Below are 25,749 nucleotides of genomic sequence, written 5' to 3'. Positions count from 1 at the left end.
CACGCGCGCTCCACCGGACGCGCATGTGGATCACGCGGACCATCCGCAGATTCCCACCACGCGCCCGGCGGTAGAGAGCCGCCCCCGGCGCAGAACGCCCCCGAGGGAGAACCCACCGTATGGCCCTGACCGAGTTCCGCAACGTCGCAATCGTCGCCCACGTCGACCACGGAAAGACGACGCTCGTCGACGCTATGCTGCGCCAGTCCGGCGCGTTCGACGAACGCGCGGAACTCGTGGATCGGGTCATGGACTCGGGCGACCTCGAGCGCGAGAAGGGCATCACGATCCTCGCCAAGAACACGTCCGTGCGGCGGCTCGGCGCGGGGTCGAACGGCGCCGACCTGGTCTTCAACATCATCGACACCCCGGGTCACGCGGACTTCGGCGGAGAGGTCGAGCGCGGCCTCAACATGGTCGACGGCGTCGTGCTGCTCATCGACTCCTCGGAGGGCCCGCTGCCGCAGACCCGCTTCGTCCTGCGCAAGGCGCTCGCGGCGTCGCTTCCGGTCATCATCGTGGTCAACAAGACCGACCGCCCGGACGCCCGCATCGACGAGGTCGTCGAGGACGCCCAGGACCTCCTGATCGGCCTCGCCTCCGACCTCGAGGACCCGGCCGCCCAGGCCGCGGCCGAGCACGCACTCGAGCTGCCCGTCGTCTTCGCCTCCGGGCGGGCCGGCAAGGCGTCCACCACCCAGCCGGAGAACGGCCAGGAGCCGGAGGGGGAGAACCTCGACGAGCTCTTCACCCTCCTCTACAACGTCATCCCCGCCCCGCGTGGAGACGCCGACGCCCCGCTGCAGGCGCACGTGACCAACCTGGACGCGTCCAATTTCCTCGGTCGCATCGGGCTCGTCCGCATCCACAACGGCCGTCTCCGCAAGGGGCAGACGGTCGCGTGGATCCACAACCTGCCGGATGGCCAGCAGGAGACCAAGTCGGTCCGGATCTCCGAACTCCTCGCGACCAAGGGTGTCACCCGGGTGCCCACCGAGGAGGCCGTCGCCGGCGACATCGTCGCGGTGGCCGGCATCGGCGACATCATGATCGGTGACACCCTCGCCGACCCGGAGAACCCGGTCGCGCTTCCCGCGATCACCGTCGACCAGCCGGCGATCTCCATGACCATCGGTGTCAACACCTCCCCGCTCGCCGGCCGCAACGGCGGCAAGAAGCTCACCGCGCGGATGGTCAAGGCCCGCCTCGACCAGGAGCTCGTCGGCAACGTCTCGCTCAAGGTCCTCGACACCGAGCGACCCGACGACTGGGAGGTCCAGGGCCGAGGCGAGATGGCGCTGTCGATCCTCGTCGAGACCATGCGCCGCGAGGGCTTCGAGCTCACCGTGGGCAAGCCGCAGGTCGTCACCAAGGTCGTTGACGGCAAGGTCCACGAGCCGATGGAGCACATGACCATCGACGTGCCCGAGGAGTACCTCGGCGCCGTCACCCAGCTCATGGCCGCGCGCAAGGGCCGCATGGAGCAGATGGGCAACCACGGTTCGGGCTGGGTCCGGATGGAGTTCACCGTCCCGGCCCGCGGCCTCATCGGCTTCCGGACCACCTTCATGACCGAGACGCGCGGCGCCGGGATCGCCAACTCCGAGTCCGCCGGGTACGAGCCCTGGGTCGGGGAGATCCGCTCGCGGCACACCGGTTCGCTGGTGGCCGACCGGGCCGGCAAGGCCACCGCGTTCGCGCTGCTCAGCCTGGCCGACCGCGGCGACTTCTTCATCGAGCCCACCTCCGAGGTGTACGAGGGCGTGGTGGTGGGTGAGAACCCCCGCTCGGAGGACATGGACGTCAACATCACCAAGGAGAAGAAGCTCACCAACATGCGTGCGGCGGCCTCTGACACGACCGAGACCCTGCAGCGGGCCCGCAACCTCACGCTGGAGGAGGCCATGGAGTTCTGTGCCGGCGACGAGTGCGTCGAGGTCGGCCCGGACGCGATCCGCGTGCGCAAGGTCCTGCTGACGGCCAACGAGCGGGCCAAGAACCGCAGCAAGGGCAAGTCCCGCGAGCAGCAGTCGGCCAACTGACGAGACACCTGGTGACCACGATCGGGGCGCCGGGGCGGCGGCGGGGTACTGCCGTACTCGCCGCCGCGCTCGCCCTCGTCGTCGTCACCGGGTGTGTGGCCGATCCTCCCCCACCCACGGTGGTGGGGGAGGAGCGCTCCGACGGCGAGGCGGTCAGCCTCTCCGCCGGGGGCGTCCTGTTGGCGCTCGACCGCGTCGACGGGGGTTTCAACCCCCACCTCCTCGCGGACCAGGGAGTCGACACCGACCTGGTGGCCTCCCTGCTCCTGCCCAGCGCGTTCGGACCCGGGCCCGGCGGAGCCCCCGTTATCAACCGCGACCTCCTGGTGTCCGCGGAGCCGCTGGGCGGTGACGGGCGGATCGTGCGCTACACCATCGACCACCAGGCCCAGTGGTCGGACGGCGTCCCCGTTGCCGCTGAGGACTTCGAGTACCTGTGGCGCCAGATGACCACGCAGCCCGGGGTGGTCGACCCGGCCGGGTACGAGCGGATCGTGGCGGTCCGCGCGGGCGCCGGGGGCAAGGTCGTCGACGTGGAGTTCGACTCCCCGCCGGAACACTGGCAGACCCTGTTCTCCCACCTGCTCCCGGGCCACATCCTCAAGGACGCACCCGACGGATTCCAGGGCGCGATGGCCAGTCTGCCGGTGATGAGCGCCGGGCCGTTCATGATCCGCGTCGCCGACATCGGCCGGGGCGAGATCGAGTTCGTCCGCAACGACCGGTACTGGGCGGGGGTGCCCGGGCCGGACCAGATCATCGTCAGACGCGCGACGGGCACCGGGCAACTCGGTGCGGCGTTGCGGGGCCCGGGATCGCTCTCGATGGTCGCCGCCACCCCCGTGGCGGGCGACGTCGCCCGCACCGTCCCCGGGGTCCGGTCCCTCTCCGTCGACGCCGCGATCCAGCTCGAGCTGGGGTTCAACACGGTCGCGCCCGCCGTCGACGACCCGGCGGTCCGCCGAGGAGTCGCCGCGGCGGTGGACCCCGAGGTGGTCGCCCGGATCGTCACCGGGGAGGCGGACCCGTCCGTCACCCCGTTCCCGTTCCCGCAGGCGTCCGAGACCACCACGACCGGCGACGCCGCCGCCGTCCAACGCGCGCTCACCGGCGCCGGGTTCACCCGCGTCGGCACCCGGTGGGAGCGCGACGGCACCCCCCTGAGCGTGACCCTCGGGGTGGAGGCCGAGGACGATCGCGCACTCAACGCCGCGTACACCGTGGCCGACCAGCTACGCGGCGCCGGGATCGGCGCCAGGGTCTGGGAACTCGACCCGCTCGCCCTGTACGGCGACGCCCTCCCGCACGGGCTGGTCGACGCGGTCGTGGGGTGGCAGCGGGTCGACGGACGGGCCGCGGTCGCGGCGGTGTCCCGGTTCGCCTGCGCGCCGGCCACGAGCGCCGACGAGAGCACCGACGCGCGCGACCGCACCACGCCGAGCCGCTCGCCCACCACGGTGACCACCCTCGCCCCGCCCGAGCCCGACACCGGTGTCACCACCACACCGGAGTCGACGGGGACCACGAGCCCCACCACCACCACCAGCGCGCCGCCCCGGACGATCGGGACCTCCGCTCCGGCCCGGGCCAGCGGGGTGTCCGGAGTGTGCGATCCGGCGCTGGACCGTGCACTGGGCAGCTCAGCCGACAGTGCGATCCGGCCGGGCGACAGTCCCGCCGAGCCCGACCTGACCGCCGCCGGTGACCTGGTCGCGAACCTGGCACTCCGGGTCCCGCTCGTCCGACCCGGGCTGCTCTTCTCCGGCGTCGGAGTCGACGGGATCGGCACGGGGGGACCGCGTCCCGGGGGGATCGACCCCGCACCGCCGATGGTCACCGAGGTGTTCGACACCGCACCCAACTGGAGGAGGACCGGATGACCCAGTCCGCTGCCTCGCCGTCGGCCGACGGCGTACGGGCGCTGTTCGTGCACGCCCACCCCGACGACGAGGCGATCACCACCGGTGGCTCCATCGCCGCCCTCGTCGCGGCCGGAGTCGAGGTGCGCGTGGTGACGTGCACCCTCGGGGAGGAGGGGGAGGTCCTGGGTGAGGAGTACGCGGAGCTCGTGGCCGACCGGGCCGACCAGCTCGGCGGGTACCGGATCGGGGAGCTGAAGACCGCACTCCGGGCGCTCGGCGTGGACCGCCCACGGTTCCTCGGCGGCGCCGGCCGGTGGCGGGACTCGGGGATGGCCGGGACACCCTCCGCAGAGCACCCGCGCGCGTTCGTCGGCTCCGGGCGTGCGGCGGTCGACCAGATGGTGGCGCTCCTCGACGGGTGGCAGCCCCACCTCGTCGTCACCTACGACCCACAGGGGGGGTACGGACACCCGGACCACATCCGTGCCCACGAGGTGGTCCACGCCGCGGTCGATCAGGCCACCCACCGACCCCGGCGGGTGGCGTGGACCGTCACCGCGCAGTCCGACATCACCCGGCGGCACCCCGCCCCGCCCGACCGGCTGCGGCACGCGGAGCCGGACGAGCTGCCGTCGGTGTCCGACTCCCGGCTCACCCACCGCGTCCCGCTCGACGACACGACCTACGCGGCGAAGCTGGAGGCGCTCACCCGCCACCGCACCCAACTCGAGCTGGCCCCGGGAGGCGAGGGCGAACCGTGGTTCCTGGCGTTGACCAACGGCGTGCTCCAACCGGTACCGCAGGTCGAGTGGTACATCGCGCGGGATATCGGGGTCACCGACGGCCCCTATGTCAGGTGCGAACCCGGCACGACGCATCTGCTCGACGGGCTGGGGGAGGAGCGCTCGTGAACAGGACCCTCGCGACCAGCACGCTGGTGAAGAGCACCGGGACGACGCCGCGAACGACCTCCCCGGGCGAGTTGGGCGTGGCGTTGGTCCTGCTCGCGGCGGGAGCGGCCACCAGCTGCGTGCTCGCGGCGGCCTGGCTGACCATGTACGTGGGGCTGGTCCCGTTCCCCGTCAGCATCCTCGCGGCGGGTGCGTGGTCGCTGTTCCTGGTCCGCGTGGCGTCCACCTGGTCGGAACGCCGAGCCGTGGCGGCGTTCCCGGCACTGGTCTGGATCCTCACGCTCGTGGCGCTGGACCTGGGACCGGGCGGCGACATGCCGGTCCCGGTCGGGCTGCGGGGTCTGGCGTTGCTGGTGGTCGGCGGCCTCATCCCGCTGTGGGTGGCCACCTTCGGCCGATCACCGTCGCCGGACGCCCATCGAGGGTGAGGCCGGAGTGTCGGTGTCGGGGTCCCCGTCGTGGTTCCACACGTCCGTGATCCCGGGGGTCAGCGCCTCGGCCAGCGCCCACGCCTCGTCGGCGGCCATGTCCATGACCGAGTAGACGCCGTTGCCGGCCGGGGTGGCGGCCGAGACGGTGGCGACGCGGGCGGAACGCTGGAAGACGGACTGCGTGACGGTCCAGCCGATGATCCCGTCCGCCTCGAGCACCGTCCGCTTGGCGGACCACGAACCGTGCGAGCTCACCAGCATGCCGGGTAGGAGCGCGTGCCCCAACATCCGGATCCGGTCGACGGACAGGGCCAGGAAGATCACCAGGGCGGCCGGGATGCCCCACCGGACCCAGATGTCCGCGGACGGCCCGGAGTCGATCCGGACCAGGACGATGAGCCCGGCGACGATCCAGAACGGCAACAGGCCGCGGGTGATCCGCCGGCGGGCGGCCTTCCAGGGGTGACGCCTCAGGGGCACGGTCACCGGGGTCTCATCCCCGAGGATCCGGATCGCGACCCGGCGGACATCCTTGATGGGTGCCTGGGGGAGCAGGGTCGACGCGGCGGCCCCCTTCTTGGTCCCGGTCATGATGGGTTCGAGCCGGCCACCGCCGAGCATCCGGAGATAGACGGGGAGCCGGATCTCCACGCCGCGGAGCCTGGCCTTGTCCAGGGCCTGGTGCTTGCGGCGCAGGATGCCGTTCTGGACGTACAGCAGCGAGCCGTGGTCGGTGAGCGCGTACTTGCCGTAGCGGATGGCGTAGGTGATCACGGCGAGCACGCCGGCCACCAGCCAGATCCCGATGCCCTTGCCCACGAACGCCCAGGGCTGCCCGAGCGAGTCGAGCCACGAGGTCGTCGCGTCGACCATCCGGAGGTCCATGATCCGGCCGTGCATGTCGCCCATCTGCCAGGTGATGAGCCACAGGGAGAAGAGCACGCCGAACCCGATGAAGGAGAACGGGGCGAACCGCGCCCACGTGATACGCCAGCGGGCGATGTCCTCGCCGTACTTCGATCCCCACTGCTCCTCGTCCTCCTCGCTGAGCGACGGGTCGAGTGCGCGGCGGTGCGCCAGCAGTTCATCGCGGAGCGGCTCCACCTTGGTGGTGTCGATGGCGTTGAGGCGGAAACGCTCGGCGTCGGACTTCCCGGCGTCGGAGCGGCCGGTCCCCACCTCCACGATCGACACGCGCATGACCCGGTGGAACAGGTCGGACTCGGTGTCCACGCTCCGGATGCGCCTGCGGGCGACCGTCACGACCTGCCGGCTGAAGAAGCCCTTCTTGAGGATGATGTGGGTGCGACCCACCTGGTAGCTGGTCGAGACCCAGCGCAGGAACCCGCCGACCACCACGAGCGAGATGACGATGATCTCGAACCAGTAGTTGCTGCGATTGGATCCCAACCACAGCGAGATGAGGAACAGGGGCAGGAGCCGGGTGAGGGAGCCGAGCGGGTCGACGAGCAGCATCCGCCACGACAGGCGTTCCCAGGGGGCTTCCGGGTCGACCGCCTCCTCGATCGTCTCCTCGACCTCGTCGACAGTCTCGTCAACCGTCTCGTCAGCAGTCTCGTCAAGCGTTGAGTCGGCGACGAGGATCTCCTCCGCCCCGTCCGCACCCGGGGCGACCGCGGTGTCGACGGTGGAGCCGCCCTCGTCGTCGTCGTTCCCTCGAACCTCCGCCCCGGTCACGGATCCCGGCCCGCTCACGTCCCGTCCCCGGTGTCCAGGTTGGCGATCGCGATGAGGTGCTGGGCCAGCGCCTCGGCGTCCGCCAGGGCCAGCCCGCGGATCTCGACGGTCCCCTGGGCGGAGGCGGTGGAGGCGTGGACGGTGGCCAGGCCGAACCAGCGCTCGAACAGGTTGCGTGTGGTGTAGACGGTCTGGAGCCGGGACAGCGGGGCGATGCGGAACTGCGTGGTCCACCAGCCCTTGCGGGAACACACGGCGGTGTCGGACACGTCCCAGCGGGCCACGATGTAGCGCCACCACGGCGCCACCACGATGGACATGAACGCGAACGGGATGGTCGCGCCCAGGGCCACCCAGTTCCAGAACCCCATCACGTTCTCGTCCCAGTAGAACCAGGCCACCTGGAGTCCGGCCAGGATCGCCCACGACCAGATGCCCTCGATCACCCACAGGAACGGGGTGCGCTTCTCGATCCGGTGCCGCGGCGCCGTGACCAGCACGCGGTTGGTGGTGAGCAGACCCTCCCCGGAGTCGGATACGACCCCGGCCGTCGCCGACGGATCCGGCTCGCGCAGGGCGTGGGCACCCCCGGCGCCCGGGGCCGGCGCGGACACGAGTGTGTCCCCGTTGCTGCGGAGGGGAACGGCGGGTTCGGGCATGTCGCACAGCTTAGTGGGCGGGCGCACCGGCGACCCTCCTGACCACTCGCGAACCACCGGCCGCCCGCCACCCGGCCCGGGTGGGGCATCATCGCGGTCATGGATCTCGCCCTGACGCCCGTCGACCCCGAGCCCACGCCCTCGGCCACGCGGCGCGCGCTGCGCCGCGCGCGGGACGGCCTCACCCTCGACGCCACGGAGGCGGCGGTGCTGCTGGCCGCGCGGGGCGAGGATCTGGGCGTCCTCACGTCGCTGGCCGCCGCCCGCCGGGACGCCCGGCTCGCGGACGAGGGCAGGCCCGGCGTGGTCACCTACTCGCGCAAGGTCTTCGTCCCGCTCACCCGCCTGTGCCGGGACAAGTGCCACTACTGCACCTTCGTCACGGTGCCGAGCAAGCTCCGCGCGGCGGGCGAGGGTATGTTCCTCGACCCCGACGAGGTCGTCGAACTGTGCCGCCGCGGCGCGGAGGCCGGCTGCAAGGAGGCGCTGTTCACGCTGGGCGACCGGCCGGAGGACAGGTGGCCGGAGGCGAAGGAGTGGCTCGAGTCCCGGGGGTTCTCCTCGACGCTGGAGTACGTCCGCGCCATGGCGATCCGGGTACTGGAGGAGACCGGCCTCCTGCCGCACCTGAACCCGGGGGTGATGTCCTGGTCCGAGCTCTCGACCCTCAAGCCGGTGGCGCCCTCGATGGGGATGATGCTCGAGACCACCGCGACCCGGCTGTTCACCACGCCCGGGGAGTGCCATCACGGGAGCCCGGACAAGGACCCGGCGGTCCGGCTGCGCACCCTGACCGACGCGGGCCGGCTCGCGGTGCCGTTCACCTCGGGGATCCTGGTGGGCATCGGGGAGAACCGGACCGAGCGGGCCGAGAGCCTGCTCGCCCTGGCCGCTCTGGCCCGGGAGTTCGGTCACCTCCAGGAGGTGATCGTCCAGAATTTCCGGGCCAAGCCGGATACCGCGATGCGCGCTGTGGCAGACGCAGGGCGGGACGAGTTCCTCGCCGCGATCGCCGTCGCGCGCCTGGTCCTGGACCCCCGGGTCGCGGTGCAGGCGCCGCCCAACCTGGTGGAACGCGGCGACGTGCTGGCCCTGCTGGACGCGGGCGTGGACGACCTCGGCGGGATCTCGCCCCTGACGCCGGACCACGTCAACCCCGAGAGGCCGTGGCCCCACCTCGACGAGCTCACCGCGGACCTGGCGGCGGCCGGGTGGACGCTGACCGAACGCCTCACCGCGCATCCGCGCTACGTGGGCGCGGGGGACGCCTGGATCGACCCGAGGGTGGCCGGCCACGTCCGCGCGTTGGCGGACCCGGTGAGCGGGTTGGCGGCGATCGGCGACGACGACGAGGTGGTCCGCCCCGCCGGACGACCCTGGCAGGAGCCGGACGACGACTGGGACTCGAGCGGACGAACCGATCTGCACACGGCGATCGACTCCGAGGGCCGCAATACCGAGACCCGGTCGGACATCGGCGAGGCTTTTGGCAACTGGGATGTCATCCGTGCCCGCGCGGCCGAGCTCGGCGCGGCCGCACTGACCCCCGAGCGGGCGGATGCCGACGTGGTGGCGGCGCTCCGGGCCGCCGAGGCGGACCCGGCCGGGCTCACCGACGAGCAGTACCTCACGCTGGCCACCGCCTCGGGCGACGGTCTGGCGGCCGTCGCCGGGTTGGCGGACCGGATCCGCGCGGACGTGGTGGGGGAGACGGTGACCTACGTGGTCAACCGGAACATCAACTTCTCCAACATCTGCTACACCGGATGCCGCTTCTGCGCCTTCGCCCAGCGCAAGGGCGACGCCGACGCGTTCTCGCTCTCCGCGAACGAGGTGGCCGACCGCGCCTACGAGGCGTACGTCTCCGGCGCGTCCGAGGTCTGCATGCAGGGCGGCATCGACCCGGACCTCCCGGTCTCCGGTTACGCCGACCTCGTCCGGGCGGTCAAGGCGCGCGTGCCGTCCATGCACGTCCACGCCTTCAGTCCCATGGAGATCGCCAACGGCGCGGCCCGCTCGGGTGTCGGGGTGCGGGAGTGGCTCACCGAGCTTCGCGCGGCCGGGCTCGACACGATCCCGGGGACGGCCGCGGAGATCCTCGACGACGACGTCCGCTGGGTGCTGACCAAGGGCAAGCTCCCGGCCAGCGAGTGGATCGACATCGTCACCACGGCCCACGAGGTGGGGCTGCGGTCGAGCTCGACGATGATGTACGGGCACGTGGACACCCCTCGGCACTGGGTGGCGCACCTGCGCACGCTCCGGGGTATCCAGGACCGGACCGGCGGGTTCACCGAGTTTGTCCCGCTGCCCTTCGTGCACCGCAGCGCGCCGCTGTACCTGGCCGGCGCCTCCCGTCCGGGTCCCACCCGCGAGGAGAACGTCGCCGTCCACGCACTGGCCCGGATCATGCTGCACGGGTCCATCGACCACGTGCAGACCAGTTGGGTCAAGCTCGGCGTGGCGGGGACGCGGACCATGCTGCGGTCCGGCGCCGACGACCTGGGCGGCACGCTCATGGAGGAGACGATCTCGCGCATGGCCGGAGCGGAGAACGGCTCGGCCAAGACGCCCGAGGAGATCGCGGAGATCGCCACCGGGATCGGGCGGCCGGCCCGGCGCCGCGACACGGTTTACGGCCCGGCCCCCAGCCCGATCCTGGTGACCGTCGTCACATAGGCTGACGACCTGCGGGGCGGCGTCGTCGCCCACGTGACCAGTGACATACGATACCGCCATACCGTTACGAGAAAGGTGGCCGACGTGACCTACACGATCGCAGAGCCGTGCGTCGATGTGATGGACAAGTCCTGCGTCGAGGAGTGTCCCGTCGACTGCATCTACGAGGGTGGCCGGATGCTGTACATCCACCCCGATGAGTGTGTCGACTGTGGAGCATGTGAGCCGGTCTGTCCCGTGGAGGCCATCTTCTACGAGGACGACACCCCGGACGAGTGGACCGAGTACAACAACACCAACGCCGACTTCTTTGTCGAGCTGGGTTCGCCGGGCGGCGCCGCCAAGGTCGGCAAGGTCGACTACGACACGCCGTTCGTCAAGGCGCTCCCGCCCATGAACCAGGAGTGAACCCGGTGGTGTCCCGCCCGGAGCGTCGTCCGCCGGGTCGCGCACTGCCGGTGTTCCCCTGGGACACGCTCGCCGAGGCCAGGGCCCGCGCCGCCGCCCACCCCGGCGGGCTGGTCGACCTCACCGTCGGCACGCCCGTCGACCCGGTGGCGCCGGTCATCCGGGACGCCCTCGCCGCGGACTCCGCCGTGCCCGGCTACCCCACCACGGTGGGGACGCCCGCGCTGCGTGAGGCCGTCGTCGACTCCCTGGCCAGGCGCTACGGCATCACCGGGCTGACACCCGGTGCGGTCCTGCCGGCGATCGGCACCAAGGAGCTCATCGCGGCGTTGCCCACCCAGCTCGGGCTCGGCCCGGGTCACACGGTCGTGGTGCCGGAGGTGGCGTACCCGACCTACGAGGTGGGGGCGCTGCTCGCGGGGGCGGCAGTGGTGCGCGCGGACTCCCTCATGCAGCTCGGGCCGTCGTCACCCGCCCTGCTCTACCTCAACTCGCCGTCGAACCCCAGCGGCAAGGTCCTCGGCGTCGAGCACCTCCGCAAGGTGGTCGACTGGGCCCGTGAGCGCGGCGTGATCGTGGCGTCCGACGAGTGCTACCTCGGACTGGTGTGGGAGGGCGAGGCACCCTCGATCCTCGACCCGCGCGTCTCCGGCGGCGACCACACCGGGCTCCTGGCCCTGCACTCGCTGTCCAAGACCTCCAACCTGGCCTCGTACCGGGCCGGGTTCGTCGCGGGCGATCCCGCCCTGGTGGCGGAGCTGTTGGAGGTGCGCAAGCACGCGGGCCTGATGATGCCGCTGCCCGTCCAGTCGGCCATGGTCGCGGCGCTGCGGGACGACGCCCACGAGGCCGAGCAGCGCGAGCGGTACCGGGCCCGGCGGGCGCTGCTGTACCCGGCGGTCGAGGAGGCCGGGTTCCGCATCGACTACTCGGAGGCGGGCCTGTACCTCTGGGCCACCCGGGACGAGCAGGGCCGGGACACGGTGGACTGGTTTGCCGAGCGCGGGATCCTCGTGGCGCCGGGCGAGTTCTACGGTCCGGCCGGGGCGCGGCACGTCCGCATCGCTCTCACGGCCACCGACGAGACGGTGTCCGAGGCGGTCCGCCGGCTGGCGTGAGCCGGGCCGCCGGCCTGCCCCCTCATCGATAAGAGCGTTCCGCGCACATCTACTCGGCAGTTGTGCGCGGAACGCTCTTCTCGTCGACGTCGGCTCGACGTCGGCTCGAGGGCCCGGGCGGGGTCAGTCGTTGGCGTGCAGGTCCGCGTTGAGCGCGACGCCCCCGGAGCCCTCGCGCTTCCACGGCACGGCCTCGACCGCGCCGGAGACCGAGTTGCGGCGGAAGAGCAGGTTGTCCATCCCGGAGAGCTGACCGGCCTTGACGGGCTCGCGCTCGGCCCATGCGCCCGCCTTGACGTCGACCTTGGTGCCCGCGGTGACGTAGAGACCGGCCTCGATCACGCAGTCGTCACCGAGCGAGATCCCGACGCCGGAATTGGCGCCGAGCAGGCAGCGCTCGCCGATCGAGATGGTCTCCTTGCCGCCGCCGGAGAGCGTGCCCATGATGGAGGCGCCGCCGCCGACGTCGGAGTCCGCGCCCACCACCACGCCGGCCGAGACGCGTCCCTCGACCATCGACGGGCCGAGCGTGCCGGCGTTGAAGTTGACGAAGCCCTCGTGCATGACCGTCGTCCCCTCGGCGAGGTGCGCACCCAGGCGGACGCGGTCGGCGTCGGCGATCCGGACGCCGGACGGGACCACGTAGTCCACCATCCGGGGGAACTTGTCCACGCCGTAGACCGTGACCGGGCCCCGGGCACGGAGCTTGGCGCGCACCAGCTCGAAGCCCTGGACGGCGCAGGGCCCGAAGTTGGTCCACACCACGTTGGCCAGGGTGCCGAACAGGCCGTCCATGTTGGCGAAGTGCGGCTTGATGAGCCGATGGGAGATGAGGTGCAGCCGGAGATAGGCGTCGTAGGCGTCGGCCGGGGCCCGGGTGAGGTCCTCTATCTCCACCCGCACCGCGACCCGCTCGACCCCGCGGTCCGAGTCGGGTCCGGTCAGGGGAGCGAGCTCCGGGGGGACCTCGTCCCCCGACAGGACACGATGGCCCCCGTCGGCGGCGGCCCCGAGCTCCGGCGCGGGATACCACACGTCGAGGACGGTGTGATCGGACGTCAGGGTGGCGATTCCGGTGGCCACGGCTCCTTGTGCACTCATGCCCCGATGCTAGCGGGCGGTGACCGCACGTACGGGCCACGGGCATCTATGGTGGACGCCGTGACCGCCGTGACCGCCGTTCCCGACCTGACCGCAGACCCGGTCGCCCTCACCCGCGCCCTCGTCGACATCGCCAGTCCCTCACGGGAGGAGGGCGCCATCGCCGCGGTCGTCCACGCCGCGCTCGAGTCCACCGTGGCCGGCTTCAGCGGGCCCGCGGCGGGACGGACGGACGTCATCCGTGACGGCAACCGGGTCCTCGCCCGCACCCGGCGGGGCCTGCCGACGCGGGTCGTCCTGGCCGGGCACCTCGACACCGTCCCCATAGCGGACAACGTGCCCTGCCGGCTCACCGGCGAGGGCGCCGACCTGGTGCTCCACGGGTGCGGGACCGTGGACATGAAGTCCGGCGACGCCGTGTTCCTCCACCTGTTCGCCACCCTGGCGGACTCGGAGGACCTGGCCCACGATCTCACCCTGGTGCTGTACGACTGCGAGGAGATCGAGGCCACCGCCAACGGCCTGGGCGTGCTCGAGCGCACCCACCGGGACTGGCTCAGCGGGGACGTGGCGATCCTCGGCGAACCCACCGGGGGGCTGATCGAGGCCGGGTGTCAGGGGACGCTGCGGATCCGGGTCCACGCCCGCGGCGTCCGCGCCCATTCGGCGCGCAGTTGGTTGGGCGACAACGCCGTGCACCGCCTCGCCCCGGTCCTCGCGGCGCTCGCCGCGTACGAGCCCCGGTCGGTGGACATCGACGGCTGCGTCTACCGGGAGGGCCTGCAGGCCGTGCGGATGTCGGCGGGCGTGGCCGGCAACACCGTCCCGGACGAGGCCTGGCTCGACGTCAACTTCCGGTCCGCCCCCGACCGGGACACCGGCGTCGCGCTCGCGCATGCTCTGGGTGCGCTCGGCCTGACGGACCTGCCCCGGGTACCCGCCGGGGAGGAGGCGCCGAACGGGGTGGGCCTGTACTGGGAACTCACCGACCTCTCCCCGGGCGCGCTGCCCGGCCTCGCCGCCCCGGCCGCGGCGGACCTGGTGCGCGCGGCCGGCGGGCGGGTGCGGGCCAAGTACGGGTGGACCGACGTCTCGCGGTTCGCCGCCCTGGGCATCCCCGCCGTCAACCTCGGTCCCGGAGACCCGGGCCTGGCGCACAAACGGGACGAACAATGTCCCGCCGCGCAGATCACCGAGGTGGCCGACGTTCTGCGCCGGTACCTCACCACCTCCGGCTGAGCCCGGTATCGAGCCACCCGACCAAAGGATTCGCCCTCATGGCACCGAACGATCCCGTACACCTGCGCGGACCGGTCCTCGTCCGTCGTGACAAGGGCGGCTCACGGACCACCACCGACCAGCGCCTGCTGGACAAGAACCAGGACACCGACTGGCTGCACACCGACCCCTGGCGGGTCCTGCGGATCCAGAGCGAGTTCGTCAACGGATTCGGCGCGCTCGCGGAACTGCCCGACGCGGTGAGCGTCTTCGGCTCCGCGCGGACCCGGCCCGGCGACCCGGCCTACGAGCAGGCGGTGGAGCTCGGGCGCGCTCTGGCGGAGGCGGGATACGCCGTGGTCACCGGTGGCGGGCCCGGTCAGATGGAGGCCGCCAACAAGGGGGCCTGGGAGTCCGACGGGCACTCGGTCGGCCTGGGCATCGAGCTGCCCATGGAGCAGGGGTTGAACCGCTGGGTGGACCTCGGGCTGCACTTCCGCTACTTCTTCGTCCGCAAGACCATGTTCGTCAAGTACACCCAGGCCTTCGTCTGCACCCCGGGCGGCTTCGGCACCCTGGACGAGTTCTTCGAGGCCATCACCCTGGTCCAGACGGACAAGATCACCAGGTTCCCGATAGTCCTGCTGGGTGTGGAGTTCTGGACCCCGCTGGTCGACTGGATCCGCGGAACCCTGGCCGAGCAGGGCATGATCTCCGTCGCGGATCTGGAGCTGTTTCTGGTCACGGACTCCGTGCCCGAGGCGGTGGAGTACATCCAGGATGCCCACCACCGCGCGGCGTCGACCTCCGAGCAGCGGGAGGACCTCCTGGGTGAGGACCACCGCGGGGTCGAACGCTGATGGCGACCCAGGCCGGGTGGAGGGTGTGCGTCTACTGCGCGTCCTCGACGTCCGACCCCGAACTGCTCGCCATCGCCTCGGAGGTGGGTGCGGGCATCGCCCGCCGCGGCTGGTCCCTGGTCTCGGGTGGCGGCAACGTGTCCATGATGGGCGCCCTCGCCGAGGCGGCCCGGGACGGCGGGGCACGGACGGTCGGCGTCATCCCGGAGGGGTTGCGGGTACTGGAGGTCGCCGACACGGCGGCCGACGACCTGGTGGTGGTCACCACCATGCGCGAACGCAAGCGCGAGATGGAGGAGCGCTCCGATGCGTTCCTCACCCTGCCCGGCGGGATCGGGACGATGGAGGAGATGTTCGAGGTGTGGACGGCCGCCTCGCTGGGCTTCCACCACAAGCCGGTCGTGCTCTACGACCCGATCGGCTTCTACCGTCCACTGCTGGACTGGATCCGCGGGCTGGCGGATTCGGGTCTGGTCAAATCCCACGCCCTCGAATGCCTGGTCGTGTGCGACACCCTGGACGCGGCGCTCGACGCCTGTGGGGGGCGGCGATGACCCGGCGGTCGGCCGCGGCGCCCCGGCCCACGCTGTGCGGCCGCCCGGTCCCGGTCGACCGGCCCCTGGTGATGGCGATCGTCAACCGCACGCCGGACTCGTTCTTCGACCGCGGCGCCACGTTCTCCGACGAGGCCGCGATGCGCCGCGTCGAGCAGTCGGTGGCGGACGGTGCCGACATCCTCGACATCGGCGGGGTCAAGGCCGGCCCGGGTGATCTCGTGGACGCCCGCGAGGAGACCCGGCGGGTCGTCCCCTTTGTCGAGGCGGTCCGGTCCAGGTACCCCGGCGTCCTGATCTCGGTGGACACGTGGCGGGGCGAGGTCGCGCGACGGGCGCTGGCCGCAGGGGCGGACCTGGTCAACGACACCTGGGCCGGACACGACCCGGGCGTGCTGACCGCGGCGGGCGAGGCGGGGGCGGGGTTCGTCTGCTCCCACACCGGCGGCGCCGTGCCGCGGACCCGCCCGTTCCGCGTGGGCTATCAGGACGTGGTCCGCGACGTGGTCTCGGAGCTGGCCGCTGCCGCCGATCGCGCGATCGCCGCGGGCGTCCCGGCCGACGCCGTCCTGGTGGACCCGACCCACGACTTCGGCAAGAACACCTTCCACGGACTGGAGCTCCTGCGGCGGATGGAGGAGATCGTCGCGCTCGGCCATCCCGTCCTCATGGCGCTGAGCAACAAGGACTTCATCGGGGAGACCCTGGATGCCGGGGTCGACGACCGCGCCGAGGGCACGATCGCGGCCACGTCGGTCGCGGCGCTCAAGGGCGCGCGGGTGTTCCGCACCCACGACGTCCCGGGAACGCTGCGGTCGCTGGAGATGGTCGCCTCGATCATCGGGACCCGCCCACCTGCACGGACCGTCCGCGGTCTCGCCTGACGCACCGATCCTCCGGCCCCGGGTCGTGTGCCAGACTGGAACGCCAAGCTAGTCGCGGGAGAAAGAGAGAGGGCGCTCATGCTCACCATCGTCATCTACGTGGTGGCCACGCTGATCGTCGCGGCAGCGCTCTTCGCCCTGTCCGTCGTGGTCTTCGGCCGCGCTGAGCTGCTCCCGGAAGTCGCCCGGGGGCACACGGTCACGCAGTTGCCCGAGGGGCCGATCACCGGTTCCGACCTGCGTGCGGTGCAGTTCGGGATGTCCGCGCGGGGCTACACCATGGCGGAGGTCGACTGGGCCCTGGAGCAGGCGGCGGCCGAAATCGATCGACTCCGCGCGGCGATGGATGTGGAGCAAACCGACGTCGGGCGATCCCACGGGGTGGTCTGAAGTCGTGCTCCGGCGTCCAGGCCCCGTGTGACGCGCTAGAATCAGGTGTATCCACTCAGCAATATCGCACGTGGGCCCGGCCGTCCTCATCGGACGCCGCCCGCGGCCAAGGACGAAGGGAATCGACCCGATGGCGGCTATGAAGCCCAGGACCGGTGACGGACCGATGGAAGCGGCCAAGGAGGGCCGTGGGATCGTCATGCGCGTCCCTCTCGAGGGTGGCGGACGCCTCGTCGTCGAGCTGACCCCAGATGAGGCGAAGTCGCTCGGCGCGGAGCTCACGCAGGCCACTTCCTGACCGAGCACTGCACTGAACTCGACGCACCCGGCCATCGCGGCGGGTGCGTCGTTTCGTCGTCACGGAAGGCTCTCCCGATGTCCGAGATACCCTCGCGCCCGCTCCCCGGCGTCCGTGTCGCCTCCGGCCGCACCACGACCTCCGACCACACCACGCCTCCTGGCCACGCCCCTGCCGCCGGGTCGTTCCTGGTCACCCGATCCCCGGAACCCGGTAGGGCACCGCGGGGACACGCCGTCGAGGCGCGGGCCAGCACCCGGGGCGGCCGTTCGGTGGTCGAGGTAGAGGTCGACGCGACTGCGCCCCGTCCGGGCTGGGCGGGCGCGGTGGACGTGGGAATCGGCTACCGCCGGGCCGGTGCCGCGGTGGCCCGCCACCTGAGGGACGCGCGGCACGCCGATGAGCTCGTGGTGTCCGTGCCCGGGCAGGTCCCGGTCGGGCGGGTGGGTGACCTCGTCCTGGGGTACCTGCTCGGTGCGCGGGGCCAGGACGTCTTTGCCGCACGGCCGGAACCGGTGGCGCCCGACCTGGTCGTGGAGGTGTCGCCCGGGGCCGACGGTGGGTCCGAGAGTCGCGACGACGACGAGGCCGTCGTCTCCGCCGCCGTCGCAGCGGCCGTGGATGCCGCCCGCGCCACGGCCCTGGCCCGCGACCTCGCGGGCGCACCCGCGGATCTCAAGACCCCGGAGTGGCTGGTGTCGCGGATGTCCGAGGCGCTGACCGCGGCGGGCATGCAGGCCCACGTGATCGAGGGGGAGGAGCTGGAGGAGTCGGGCTTCGGCGGGGTGCTCGCGGTCGGCGGCGGCAGTGCAGCCGCACCTCGCGTCCTGGTGGCGCGCCGCCCCGGGACGGGCCCGCGCGTGCTCCTGGTGGGCAAGGGCATCACGTTCGACACCGGCGGGATCTCGGTCAAGCCGGCCGAGGGGATGCACCTCATGCGCACGGACATGGGGGGTTCTGCCGCCGTGGTCGCCGCGGCGGCGGCGTTCTGCGCCGATGACCGGGACGGGTACGCCGGGCTCGACCTGACGGTCGTGGTCCCGTCGGCGGAGAACATGCTCTCCGGGTCCGCCTACCGGCCCGGTGACGTGGTCACCCACGTCGGCGGCACGACCTCGGAGGTCACCAACACCGACGCCGAGGGCCGGATGGTCCTGGCCGACGCGCTGGCCCACGGGATCGCCGAGTGCGACCCCGACGTCGTGGTGGACGTCGCCACCCTCACCGGGGCGATGAAGGTCGCCCTGGGGATGCGCACCGGCGCGGTCATGGCGACCGACGACGACCTCGCCGACCGGGTGTCGCAAGCGGGCGCCGGGGCGGGGGAGAGGTGGTGGCGGCTGCCCCTGCCCGACAATCTGCGTGGCGCGGTCAGTTCCACCATCGCGGACCGCCGTCAGGCACCCAAGGGGCCGGGCGCCATCACCGCGGCGCTCTTCCTCGAGGGGTTTGTCGACGGCCGCCCGTGGGCGCACCTCGACATCGCCGGCCCCGCCCGGTCTCCCGAGGAGATCGACGAGGTCGGCCCGGTGGCCACCGGATTCGCCACGCGCACCCTGCTGGGATTGCTCCGGGGGCTCGTGGACCGGCCACGGGCGTGAGAGCCGCGCCGGCCGCCCTGGAGCGGGTCGTCCCACTGCTGCGCTGTCCCCTCTGCGGGTCTGGGGTGGAGTCCGGCGAGTCCGGTGTGCGGTGCGGACGGGGTCACTCGTTCGACCGTGCACGGCACGGTTACCTGACGCTGCTGGGGGCCCGGGGTCGCCGGTTCCCGGGGGATTCCGCCGAGCAGGTCGCCGCCCGGGAGCGGGTCCTCGGGTCAGGGTTGTTCGACGCGGTGGCCGACGCCCTGGCTGCTGCGGCCCGGGACGCGCTCCTAGACAGGCCTCGCCCGGTAGTCCTCGACGCCGGCGCCGGAACCGGGTTCTACCTCGACCGCGTCGCGGGCGACCTCGTCGACGTCTCCGGAATCGGAACAGAGATCTCCGTGGCGGCGGCCCGGCGACTGGCCCGCGTGAACCCGCACGTCGCGGCGCTCGTGGTGGACACGTGGGACGGGCTGCCCCTGACGGACGGGTGCGTCGACCTCGTCCAGGTGGTCTTTGCCCCCAGGAACCCCGCCGAGTTCGCCCGCGTACTGCGGCCGGGCGGGACCCTCGTCGTCGCGATCCCGGGGCCGGGTCATCTCGAGCCACTCCGGACCGAATCCGGGATGCTCACCCCGGCGGCGGACAAGGCCGAGAAACTGGCGGCGGACCTGGCGGGGGCGTTCGAGCCCGGCCCGGTCCGGGTGGTCGATGCGACCGCCCCCGTTGCGGCGGCGGTCGCGGTGGATCTCGCGCTCATGGGCCCCAGCGGCGTGCACCTCGACCGGGCCCGGGTGGAGCAGGATATCGGCAGCGAGCCACGGCCGGTGCGCGTGCACGTGGAGGTGCGGTCCTACCGCCGGTCTCTGCAGCAGTGAGCTCTACAGCAGTAAGCTCTCCTGCAGTGAGCTCTACAGCAGTGATCTCTACAGCAGTGAGGCGTACATGGCGTGGGTCTGCTCCGCGATCTTCTCCCAAGAGAACCGCGTCCGGGCCCGCTCCTGACCCGCGGAGGCGAAACGGGCGGCCTTCTCCGGATCGGCCACCAGGTCGTTGACGGCGGCCGCGATCCCGGCCTCGAACGCGTCGGTCGCGGATTCGTCGTAGTGGACGAGGGTGCCCGTCTCGCCGTCGACGACGACCTCCGGAATCCCCCCGACGTCGGAGGCCACCACGGCGGTGTGGCACGCCATGGCCTCGAGGTTGACGATGCCCAGGGGCTCGTACACCGACGGGCAGGCGAAGACCGTGGCGGCGGAGAGGATCTCGATGACCTCCTCGCGCGGCAGCATGTCGCGGAGCCAGAAGACGCCGTCGCGGGTGGCCTGGAGCTCGGCGACCAGGCCCTCCATCTCGGCGGCGATCTCCGGGGTGTCGGGGGCGCCGGCGCACAGCACGAGCTGGGCGTCGGGGTGGAAGTCGCGGGCGGCGCGCACCAGGTGGGGCACGCCCTTCTGCCGGGTGATGCGGCCGACAAAGGCCACGATCGGCCGTTCCGGGTCGACCCCGTGCCGGCGGAGCACCGAGTCCTCGCCGCCGAACGGCTCGACCGGCGACCACACCGCGGTGTCGACACCGTTGAGGATCACGTGGATCCTCGCCGGGTCGATCTCCGGATAGACGCGCAGGATCTCGTCCTTCATCCGCGCACTCACCGCGACCACGGCGTCGGCGTTTGCGAAGGCGTTGCGCTCGGACCACGAGGAGACGCGGTAACCGCCCCCGAGCTGCTCGGCCTTCCAGGGTCGGCTGGGCTCGAGGGAGTGCGCGGACACCACGTGGGGGATCCCGTGGAGCTGCCCGGCCAGGTGACCGGCCAGACCCGTGTACCAGGTGTGGGAGTGGACGATGTCCGCTCCCTCCGCCGCCACGCACATGCGCAGGCCGGCCGACAGGGTCTGGATCGCGGGGTTCGCATCCGCGCCCAGTTCCGGATCCGGTCGGAACGCCCGGGCGGTATCCCGGTCGGCGCCCATGCACAGGACATCGACCTCGCACAGCGGCCGCAGGGTGGCCACCAGTTCGGTCACATGGACCCCCGCCCCGCCGTAGACCTCCGGCGGGTATTCCCTCGTCATCATCGCTACTCGCACACGAGTCAACCTAGTCCCCGGACGGTGTCGGCGGAGGCGGAGCGGGTGAACACCACCCGACCGCGAGGTGGCGAACCACGCCGGGCGGGGGCAAAGCCCGCGATGACCGGCATCGATCCCCCGGAAGTCGTTACGGTGGGGGGGTGAGGAAACAGCCGCACGTCCTAGCAATCGTTCTCGCCGGTGGCGAAGGCAAGCGCCTCTTCCCGCTGACGGCGGACCGCGCCAAACCCGCGGTGCCGTTCGGGGGGTCGTATCGGCTCATCGACTTCGTCCTGAGCAACCTGGTCAACGCCGGGTTCCACCGGATCTGCGTGCTCACGCAGTACAAGTCGCACTCCCTCGATCGGCACATCTCCCAGGTGTGGCACATGAGCGGGATGGGCGGCGAGTACATCACCCCCGTCCCGGCGCAGCAGCGTCTCGGGCCCCGCTGGTACACGGGCTCGGCCGACGCCATCCTGCAGTCGCTGAACCTGGTCTACGACGAGAAGCCGGACCACATCGTCGTCTTCGGTGCCGACCATGTGTACCGGATGGACCCGCGGCAGATGCTGGACCACCACATCGAGACGGGCGCCGCGGTCACGGTGGCCGGGATCCGCGTCCCGCGCAGCGAGGCGTTCGCCTTCGGTTGCATCGACGCGGGTGAGGACGACCTGATCCGCGACTGGGTCGAGAAGCCCTCCGACCCGCCCGGGACGCCCGACGACCCGGACGCGACGTTCGCCTCGATGGGCAACTACATCTTCAGGACCGACGCTCTCATCGAGGCGCTCAAGGCGGACGCGGAGAAGCCGGACTCTACCCACGACATGGGCGGGGACATCATCCCTGCACTGGTGGAGAAGGAGAGTGCCTACGTCTACGACTTCGCCAGGAACAACGTTCCGGGGGAGACGGAGCGCGACCGCGGGTACTGGCGGGACGTGGGGACCATCGACGCGTTCTACGACGCGCACGTGGACCTGATCTCCGTACACCCGGTCTTCAACCTGTACAACAACCTGTGGCCCATCCGGACCCAGCAGGACAACCTGCCACCCGCCAAGTTCGTCCGCGGCGGAATGTCCCAGGAGTCCATGGTCGGGGCCGGGACTATCATCTCGGCGGCGACCGTCCGCAACTCGGTGTTGTTCAACAACGTGGTCGTCGAGGACGGCGCGGTGGTCGAGGGCAGCGTCCTGATGCCCGGCGTGCGGATCGGCCGGGGTGCGGTGGTGCGCAAGGCGATCGTCGACAAGAACAGCCACGTCGGCGCCGGCGATGTGATCGGCGTGGACCACGAGCGGGATCGCCAACGGTTCCCCATCAGCGCGGGCGGAGTGGTGAGCGTGGCAAAGAACTCCGTCACGTCCCTGCCCGGCTGACCAGCGCCGTCCGACAGACCTGGTTCGGGCCCCGGGCGGCTCAGAGGGTGACGATGGTGAGCCCGGCGCCCACCGGCAGGACTGTGACATGCGCGTGGTCGGGCAGGTCCGCGTCTTCGGGCAGAGGCGCGTGCTCCCCGATCAGGACCAGTGCGCCGCCGGAGCGGAGCAGGTGGTGGGCCCGGGAGACCACTCGGGAGACCGAGTGGTCGGGCACGTCGGCCACCAGCAGGTCGTAGGCGCCGTCGGCGAGTTTGTCGGCGACCTCGAGCGGTCGCGCGGCAATATACCGTGCCGAGGACGACGGGTGGCCGGCCGCGCGCAGCGCGGAACGGGCGGCCTCCAGGTGATGGGGATCGTCGGTGATGCAGGTGACCACTGCGCCCGACCCGGGTCCGGCCGCCGCGAGGATCGCCAGCGCGGGGACGCCGGGGGCGGGGGAGATACACACCGCCGCGCGGGCGCCGGTGAGGCTGGCGACCAGGCGGATCGACTCAGCGGTCAGCGCATCCGGGGAGGCGGCCCCCAGTTCGGCCGCTTCCGCTCGGGCGGATGCATAGAGGGAGTCGTCGACCAGGCCCGCGCTGCGGCGGGCGAGGTCGAGCCCGGAACGGTCGGTGGCGGGGACGTCAGGCGATTCGGACACCCGAGCAGCGTATCGTCGTATGTGCGCGCATGCGACCAACGCGCGGTGATCGGATCGGTATGAGACTCTCAGGGGGATCTCAGTACGGGTATACCGTGAGGACAGCCCGATGGGGCAAGGTGTGTCACAGCGCTCCACGAGGGAGCGACGGTAAGCACTGCGCGGGCAACGTCTCGAGAATCCGCGCCGGAAGGCGGCGGCAGCGCATGTACTCGCAGACTGTGCACGGTTCGAGAGCCGTTCCCGGGAGCGATGACGGCGAGGTCGTGGGAACCGCACGGTTCGACTCCAGTGGCGACGCCGCCGATATGCCCTCCTGGTCGCAGCTCGTCACCCAGCACGGGGACAGGGTCTACCGACTCGCCTTCCGGCTCTGCGGCAACGCACACGACGCCGAGGACATCACCCAGGAGGCGTTCATCCGGGTGTTCCGGTCCCTGGACAAGTACAAGCCGGGCACGTTCGAGGGGTGGATGCACCGCATCGTCACCAACCTCTTCCTGGACATGGCGCGCCGCCGGTCGCGTATCCGCTTCGAGGCTCTCCCCGAGGACGCCGAGCGGGTCCCCGGTCGGGAGCGCAGCCCGGAGCAGGTGCTGTCGGAGGAGACGTTCGACCCGATCCTGCAGACCGCTCTGGCCAACCTCTCGCCGGAGTTCCGCGCGGCTGTGGTCCTGTGCGACATCGAAGATCTCAGTTACGAGGAGGTCGGGAGGATCCTCGGGGTCAAGATGGGGACGGTCCGCAGCCGCATCCACCGTGGACGCTCCGCGCTGCGCGCCGAACTCGAGTCAGCGGGCGTGACCGGGGTGCACAGCAGCGTCTACTGACCCCTGGGGTGGATCGCCGGAGTTGTTCAGGGCGCGGTCACGGGAACCACCGGCGCTGTTCGCGCGTTGTCCACCAGGACGGGGATGGCGCCGCCCGGCGGGTGGATACGGCGAGGAGGTGTGCGGGTGAACCGAGATCACTCCGGGGACGGGTTCATGCCCGAGTACCGGCTGTCACACCTCGCGGCCCGGACGGTGGCCGAACGGACGCCTCCGCCCCGCGTCGAGCACCGTTTCCTCTCCACCGACCACCTCTCCACGGAGGCCGCGGCCGCCTTCGTCGACGGCCGCCTCCCGGCTGCGGGGCAGGTCCGCGCGGACGCACACCTCGAGCGTTGTCCGCAATGTCGGCGCGAGGTGTCCGACCAGCGCGACGCCCGCCGCGCCCTCCGCGGCTCCGGGCCCATCCACATGCCGGGGGACCTCCGGGAGCGACTCAGCCTCCTCGGGGACGGGTTCGTACCGGAGCGCGCGCAGGCACCACGGTCCGGTACCGGATCCCCGTGGTCGAGGCTCCTGCGCCGACTGCGCGGGCTCGGCCATTAGGGTGGGCCGGGTGGAGGACCAGATTGACGTGTCGAGACCGGCCGAGCGGGCGGGAGAACCGGATCGGCCCCTCCGCGAGCCGGCGCCGATCCACCGGCCTGTCGTCGACAGTTCCGCAGCGGCCCGGTTCTCCCGTCCGGACGGGGTCTCCGGCGGGCTCGATCCCCGGCACCGCACCGGGTCGGATGATGCCGCCCCCTCGCTGACCCCCGGTGATCCCGACCCCGCGCTGGCCCAGGCGTTCGGCCCGTCGCCGGGCGCCGAGCACGGTATCGAACGACACCCGTCGTGGCAGGACGAGGCCGAGTTGCCGCCGCCCCCGCCGCCGGACCCCTGGCGTGACCCCTACGCCCCGGTGGGCTTCGGGGCGCCCGCGGTGTCCCCGACCTCCGAAACCCCGCCCGAGGACCTCTCCGGTGCGGGCGTGCCGGCCGCGAGCAGGCTCTCGCTCTCCGAGGTGCTGTTCGAGCGGCGGCTGAGCAGGCGGGCACTGGCCGCGGCGGCCGCTGCCGTCGCCGTCGTCGCCCTGGTCGGCGGGGGCATCGGCGCGGTCGTGGCGGATACGGCTCACGTGCTCACCACGTCGACGGTCCGGATCGCGGACGCCCCCGAGGACGTGATCCGGCCCGACAACCCGGTCGGGGAGGTCGCCCGGCGGGTCCAGCCCGCGGTGGTCAACATCCGGGTCTCGACGCCGTCGGCGCGGGGCGAGGGTTCGGGCATCGTGATCGACCCGAAGGGCTACATCGTCACCAACAACCACGTCGTCACCATGGACGGCGCCGCCGACCGCGCGGACATCGACGTGGTGTTCCCCGACGGCTCCAGGGTCTCGGCCGAACTGGTGGGCCGTGACCCGGCCACCGACCTCGCGGTACTCAAGGTCGAGGACGTCGCGAACCTGACCGTGGCGACCCTCGGCGACTCCGATCGGGTGGAGGTGGGGGAGCGGGTCGTGGCCATCGGCTCGCCGCTGGGCCTCGCCCGGACGGTCACCGAGGGCATCGTGTCAGCCACCGGGCGGCCGATCGCCCTGGGCGAGTCGACCTCCGACGGCGACGTGGTGATCGACGCGATCCAGACGGACGCGGCCATCAACCCCGGCAACTCGGGCGGCCCGCTCATCGATGCCAGCGGGGCGGTCATCGGGATCAACACCTCGATCTTCACCCAGTCCGGCGGTTCGATCGGGCTGGGGTTCGCGATCCCCGTCAACGACGTGCGCGCCATCGCCACCTCGCTCATGACCGAGGGCTCGGTGAGACACGCCACCATCGGCGTGAACGCCCGCAAAGCCGACAACGGCAACGTCGAGGGCGCCGAGCTCGTCAACGTTCGCGAGGGGTCTCCCGCGCAGGCTGCCGGGCTCCGCGAGGGCGACGTCGTGACGCAGGTCGGGGAGCGCCGCGTGCGGTCCTCCGACGAGCTCATCGTGGCCGTCCGACGAGCGGGCGCGGACGCGGACGTACCGGTCGAGGTCATCCGCAACGGTGCACAGATCGACCTGACCGTCCGGCCCACGCTGGGGTGACGTAGGGACCCCCACCGGGGCGTGGGCCCGCCCGGGT

General features: G+C 71.9%; 24 protein-coding genes. 19 read left to right on the top strand and 5 right to left on the bottom strand.

Features of this window, described 5'->3' with window-relative positions:
* Positions 1-119: 119 nt before the first annotated feature.
* From typA to R4P08_RS05060, 4 genes are read left to right on the top strand one after another with little or no spacing between them, the layout of a single operon-like run.
* A complete protein-coding gene (typA, locus tag R4P08_RS05075) occupies positions 120-2,042 on the top strand; it encodes a translational GTPase TypA (protein WP_317812662.1) in 1,923 nt (640 codons plus the stop codon).
* A gap of 11 nt (positions 2,043-2,053) precedes the next feature.
* Positions 2,054-3,922, top strand: coding sequence for an ABC transporter family substrate-binding protein (locus R4P08_RS05070; RefSeq protein WP_317812661.1), 1,869 nt, complete (start codon positions 2,054-2,056; stop codon positions 3,920-3,922).
* Positions 3,919-4,815 carry an N-acetyl-1-D-myo-inositol-2-amino-2-deoxy-alpha-D-glucopyranoside deacetylase gene (gene mshB / locus R4P08_RS05065; protein WP_317812660.1) on the top strand — a complete coding sequence of 299 codons (897 nt, stop codon included), beginning with the start codon at positions 3,919-3,921 and terminating at the stop codon, positions 4,813-4,815. Before R4P08_RS05070 ends, mshB begins: the two co-directional genes overlap by 4 nt.
* Positions 4,812-5,243, top strand: a complete 432-nt coding sequence (locus R4P08_RS05060; protein WP_317812659.1) for a hypothetical protein — start codon at positions 4,812-4,814, stop codon at positions 5,241-5,243. Before mshB ends, R4P08_RS05060 begins: the two co-directional genes overlap by 4 nt.
* On the opposite strand, the gene R4P08_RS05055 is transcribed toward R4P08_RS05060, so the two are convergent.
* Positions 5,214-6,962: a PH domain-containing protein gene (locus tag R4P08_RS05055; RefSeq protein ID WP_317812658.1), complete on the bottom strand. Its 1,749-nt coding sequence runs from the start codon at positions 6,960-6,962 to the stop codon at positions 5,214-5,216. The genes R4P08_RS05060 and R4P08_RS05055 overlap by 30 nt on opposite strands.
* Positions 6,959-7,603 carry a PH domain-containing protein gene (locus tag R4P08_RS05050; RefSeq protein WP_317812657.1) on the bottom strand — a complete coding sequence of 215 codons (645 nt, stop codon included), beginning with the start codon at positions 7,601-7,603 and terminating at the stop codon, positions 6,959-6,961. Before R4P08_RS05050 ends, R4P08_RS05055 begins: the two co-directional genes overlap by 4 nt.
* Before the next feature lie 99 nt (positions 7,604-7,702).
* Between R4P08_RS05050 and R4P08_RS05045 the strand changes: the two genes are divergently transcribed.
* The 3 genes from R4P08_RS05045 to dapC all read left to right on the top strand — a co-directional run bounded on the left by R4P08_RS05045 (position 7,703) and on the right by dapC (position 11,808).
* Positions 7,703-10,282, top strand: coding sequence for a bifunctional FO biosynthesis protein CofGH (locus tag R4P08_RS05045; protein ID WP_317812656.1), 2,580 nt, complete (start codon positions 7,703-7,705; stop codon positions 10,280-10,282).
* Between the two features lie 84 nt (positions 10,283-10,366).
* Positions 10,367-10,690 carry a ferredoxin gene (gene fdxA / locus R4P08_RS05040; protein ID WP_317812655.1) on the top strand — a complete coding sequence of 108 codons (324 nt, stop codon included), beginning with the start codon at positions 10,367-10,369 and terminating at the stop codon, positions 10,688-10,690.
* A gap of 5 nt (positions 10,691-10,695) precedes the next feature.
* Positions 10,696-11,808 (top strand): succinyldiaminopimelate transaminase, encoded by a 1,113-nt coding sequence (gene dapC / locus R4P08_RS05035; RefSeq protein ID WP_317812654.1) that lies wholly within the window; start codon positions 10,696-10,698, stop codon positions 11,806-11,808.
* Between the two features lie 123 nt (positions 11,809-11,931).
* Here dapC and dapD read toward each other — a convergent pair whose 3' ends face one another.
* Complete coding sequence (dapD, locus tag R4P08_RS05030; RefSeq protein ID WP_317812653.1) at positions 11,932-12,909, bottom strand: 2,3,4,5-tetrahydropyridine-2,6-dicarboxylate N-succinyltransferase; 978 nt, start codon at positions 12,907-12,909, stop codon at positions 11,932-11,934.
* Between the two features lie 69 nt (positions 12,910-12,978).
* On the opposite strand from dapD, the gene dapE reads away from it, so the two are divergent.
* The 8 genes from dapE to R4P08_RS04990 all read left to right on the top strand — a co-directional run bounded on the left by dapE (position 12,979) and on the right by R4P08_RS04990 (position 19,574).
* Positions 12,979-14,148, top strand: coding sequence for a succinyl-diaminopimelate desuccinylase (gene dapE / locus R4P08_RS05025; RefSeq protein WP_317812729.1), 1,170 nt, complete (start codon positions 12,979-12,981; stop codon positions 14,146-14,148).
* A 38-nt stretch (positions 14,149-14,186) separates the two neighbouring features.
* Positions 14,187-14,987 carry a TIGR00730 family Rossman fold protein gene (locus tag R4P08_RS05020; RefSeq protein WP_317812652.1) on the top strand — a complete coding sequence of 267 codons (801 nt, stop codon included), beginning with the start codon at positions 14,187-14,189 and terminating at the stop codon, positions 14,985-14,987.
* Entirely contained in the window at positions 14,987-15,541 is a 555-nt protein-coding gene (locus tag R4P08_RS05015; protein WP_317812651.1) for a TIGR00730 family Rossman fold protein, read from the top strand. Before R4P08_RS05020 ends, R4P08_RS05015 begins: the two co-directional genes overlap by 1 nt.
* Positions 15,538-16,425: a dihydropteroate synthase gene (gene folP, locus R4P08_RS05010; RefSeq protein WP_317812650.1), complete on the top strand. Its 888-nt coding sequence runs from the start codon at positions 15,538-15,540 to the stop codon at positions 16,423-16,425. The genes R4P08_RS05015 and folP overlap by 4 nt, the downstream gene beginning before the upstream one ends.
* Positions 16,426-16,503: 78 nt before the next feature.
* Positions 16,504-16,815 carry a DivIVA domain-containing protein gene (locus tag R4P08_RS05005; protein ID WP_317812649.1) on the top strand — a complete coding sequence of 104 codons (312 nt, stop codon included), beginning with the start codon at positions 16,504-16,506 and terminating at the stop codon, positions 16,813-16,815.
* A gap of 130 nt (positions 16,816-16,945) precedes the next feature.
* A complete protein-coding gene (locus tag R4P08_RS05000; protein ID WP_317812648.1) occupies positions 16,946-17,113 on the top strand; it encodes a DUF3117 domain-containing protein in 168 nt (55 codons plus the stop codon).
* A gap of 77 nt (positions 17,114-17,190) precedes the next feature.
* Positions 17,191-18,714, top strand: coding sequence for a M17 family metallopeptidase (locus R4P08_RS04995; protein ID WP_317812647.1), 1,524 nt, complete (start codon positions 17,191-17,193; stop codon positions 18,712-18,714).
* Positions 18,711-19,574, top strand: coding sequence for a putative RNA methyltransferase (locus tag R4P08_RS04990; protein WP_317812646.1), 864 nt, complete (start codon positions 18,711-18,713; stop codon positions 19,572-19,574). Before R4P08_RS04995 ends, R4P08_RS04990 begins: the two co-directional genes overlap by 4 nt.
* Before the next feature lie 48 nt (positions 19,575-19,622).
* Here the strand turns inward: R4P08_RS04990 and glgA are convergent, their stop codons facing one another.
* Positions 19,623-20,789: a glycogen synthase gene (gene glgA / locus R4P08_RS04985; protein ID WP_317812645.1), complete on the bottom strand. Its 1,167-nt coding sequence runs from the start codon at positions 20,787-20,789 to the stop codon at positions 19,623-19,625.
* 143 nt (positions 20,790-20,932) lie between these two features.
* Here glgA and glgC point away from each other — a divergent pair, with 143 nt between their 5' ends.
* A complete protein-coding gene (glgC, locus tag R4P08_RS04980; protein WP_317812644.1) occupies positions 20,933-22,159 on the top strand; it encodes a glucose-1-phosphate adenylyltransferase in 1,227 nt (408 codons plus the stop codon).
* A 40-nt stretch (positions 22,160-22,199) separates the two neighbouring features.
* Here the strand turns inward: glgC and R4P08_RS04975 are convergent, their stop codons facing one another.
* Complete coding sequence (locus tag R4P08_RS04975; RefSeq protein WP_317812643.1) at positions 22,200-22,805, bottom strand: hypothetical protein; 606 nt, start codon at positions 22,803-22,805, stop codon at positions 22,200-22,202.
* A 206-nt stretch (positions 22,806-23,011) separates the two neighbouring features.
* On the opposite strand from R4P08_RS04975, the gene sigE reads away from it, so the two are divergent.
* The 3 genes from sigE (at position 23,012) to R4P08_RS04960 (ending at position 25,712) form a co-directional block, all read left to right on the top strand.
* Positions 23,012-23,635, top strand: coding sequence for an RNA polymerase sigma factor SigE (sigE, locus tag R4P08_RS04970; RefSeq protein WP_317812642.1), 624 nt, complete (start codon positions 23,012-23,014; stop codon positions 23,633-23,635).
* 126 nt (positions 23,636-23,761) lie between these two features.
* A complete protein-coding gene (locus R4P08_RS04965) occupies positions 23,762-24,181 on the top strand; it encodes an anti-sigma factor family protein (RefSeq protein ID WP_317812641.1) in 420 nt (139 codons plus the stop codon).
* A 10-nt stretch (positions 24,182-24,191) separates the two neighbouring features.
* Positions 24,192-25,712, top strand: coding sequence for a S1C family serine protease (locus R4P08_RS04960; protein ID WP_317812640.1), 1,521 nt, complete (start codon positions 24,192-24,194; stop codon positions 25,710-25,712).
* Positions 25,713-25,749: the final 37 nt, after the last annotated feature.

Origin of the sequence: Rhodococcus sp. IEGM 1408, assembly GCF_033142235.1 — a bacterium.
Classification (GTDB): Bacteria; Actinomycetota; Actinomycetes; order Mycobacteriales; family Mycobacteriaceae; genus Dietzia.
Note: the sequence above shows the minus strand (reverse complement) of the source record. Positions and strands in the feature narration are given on the sequence as shown.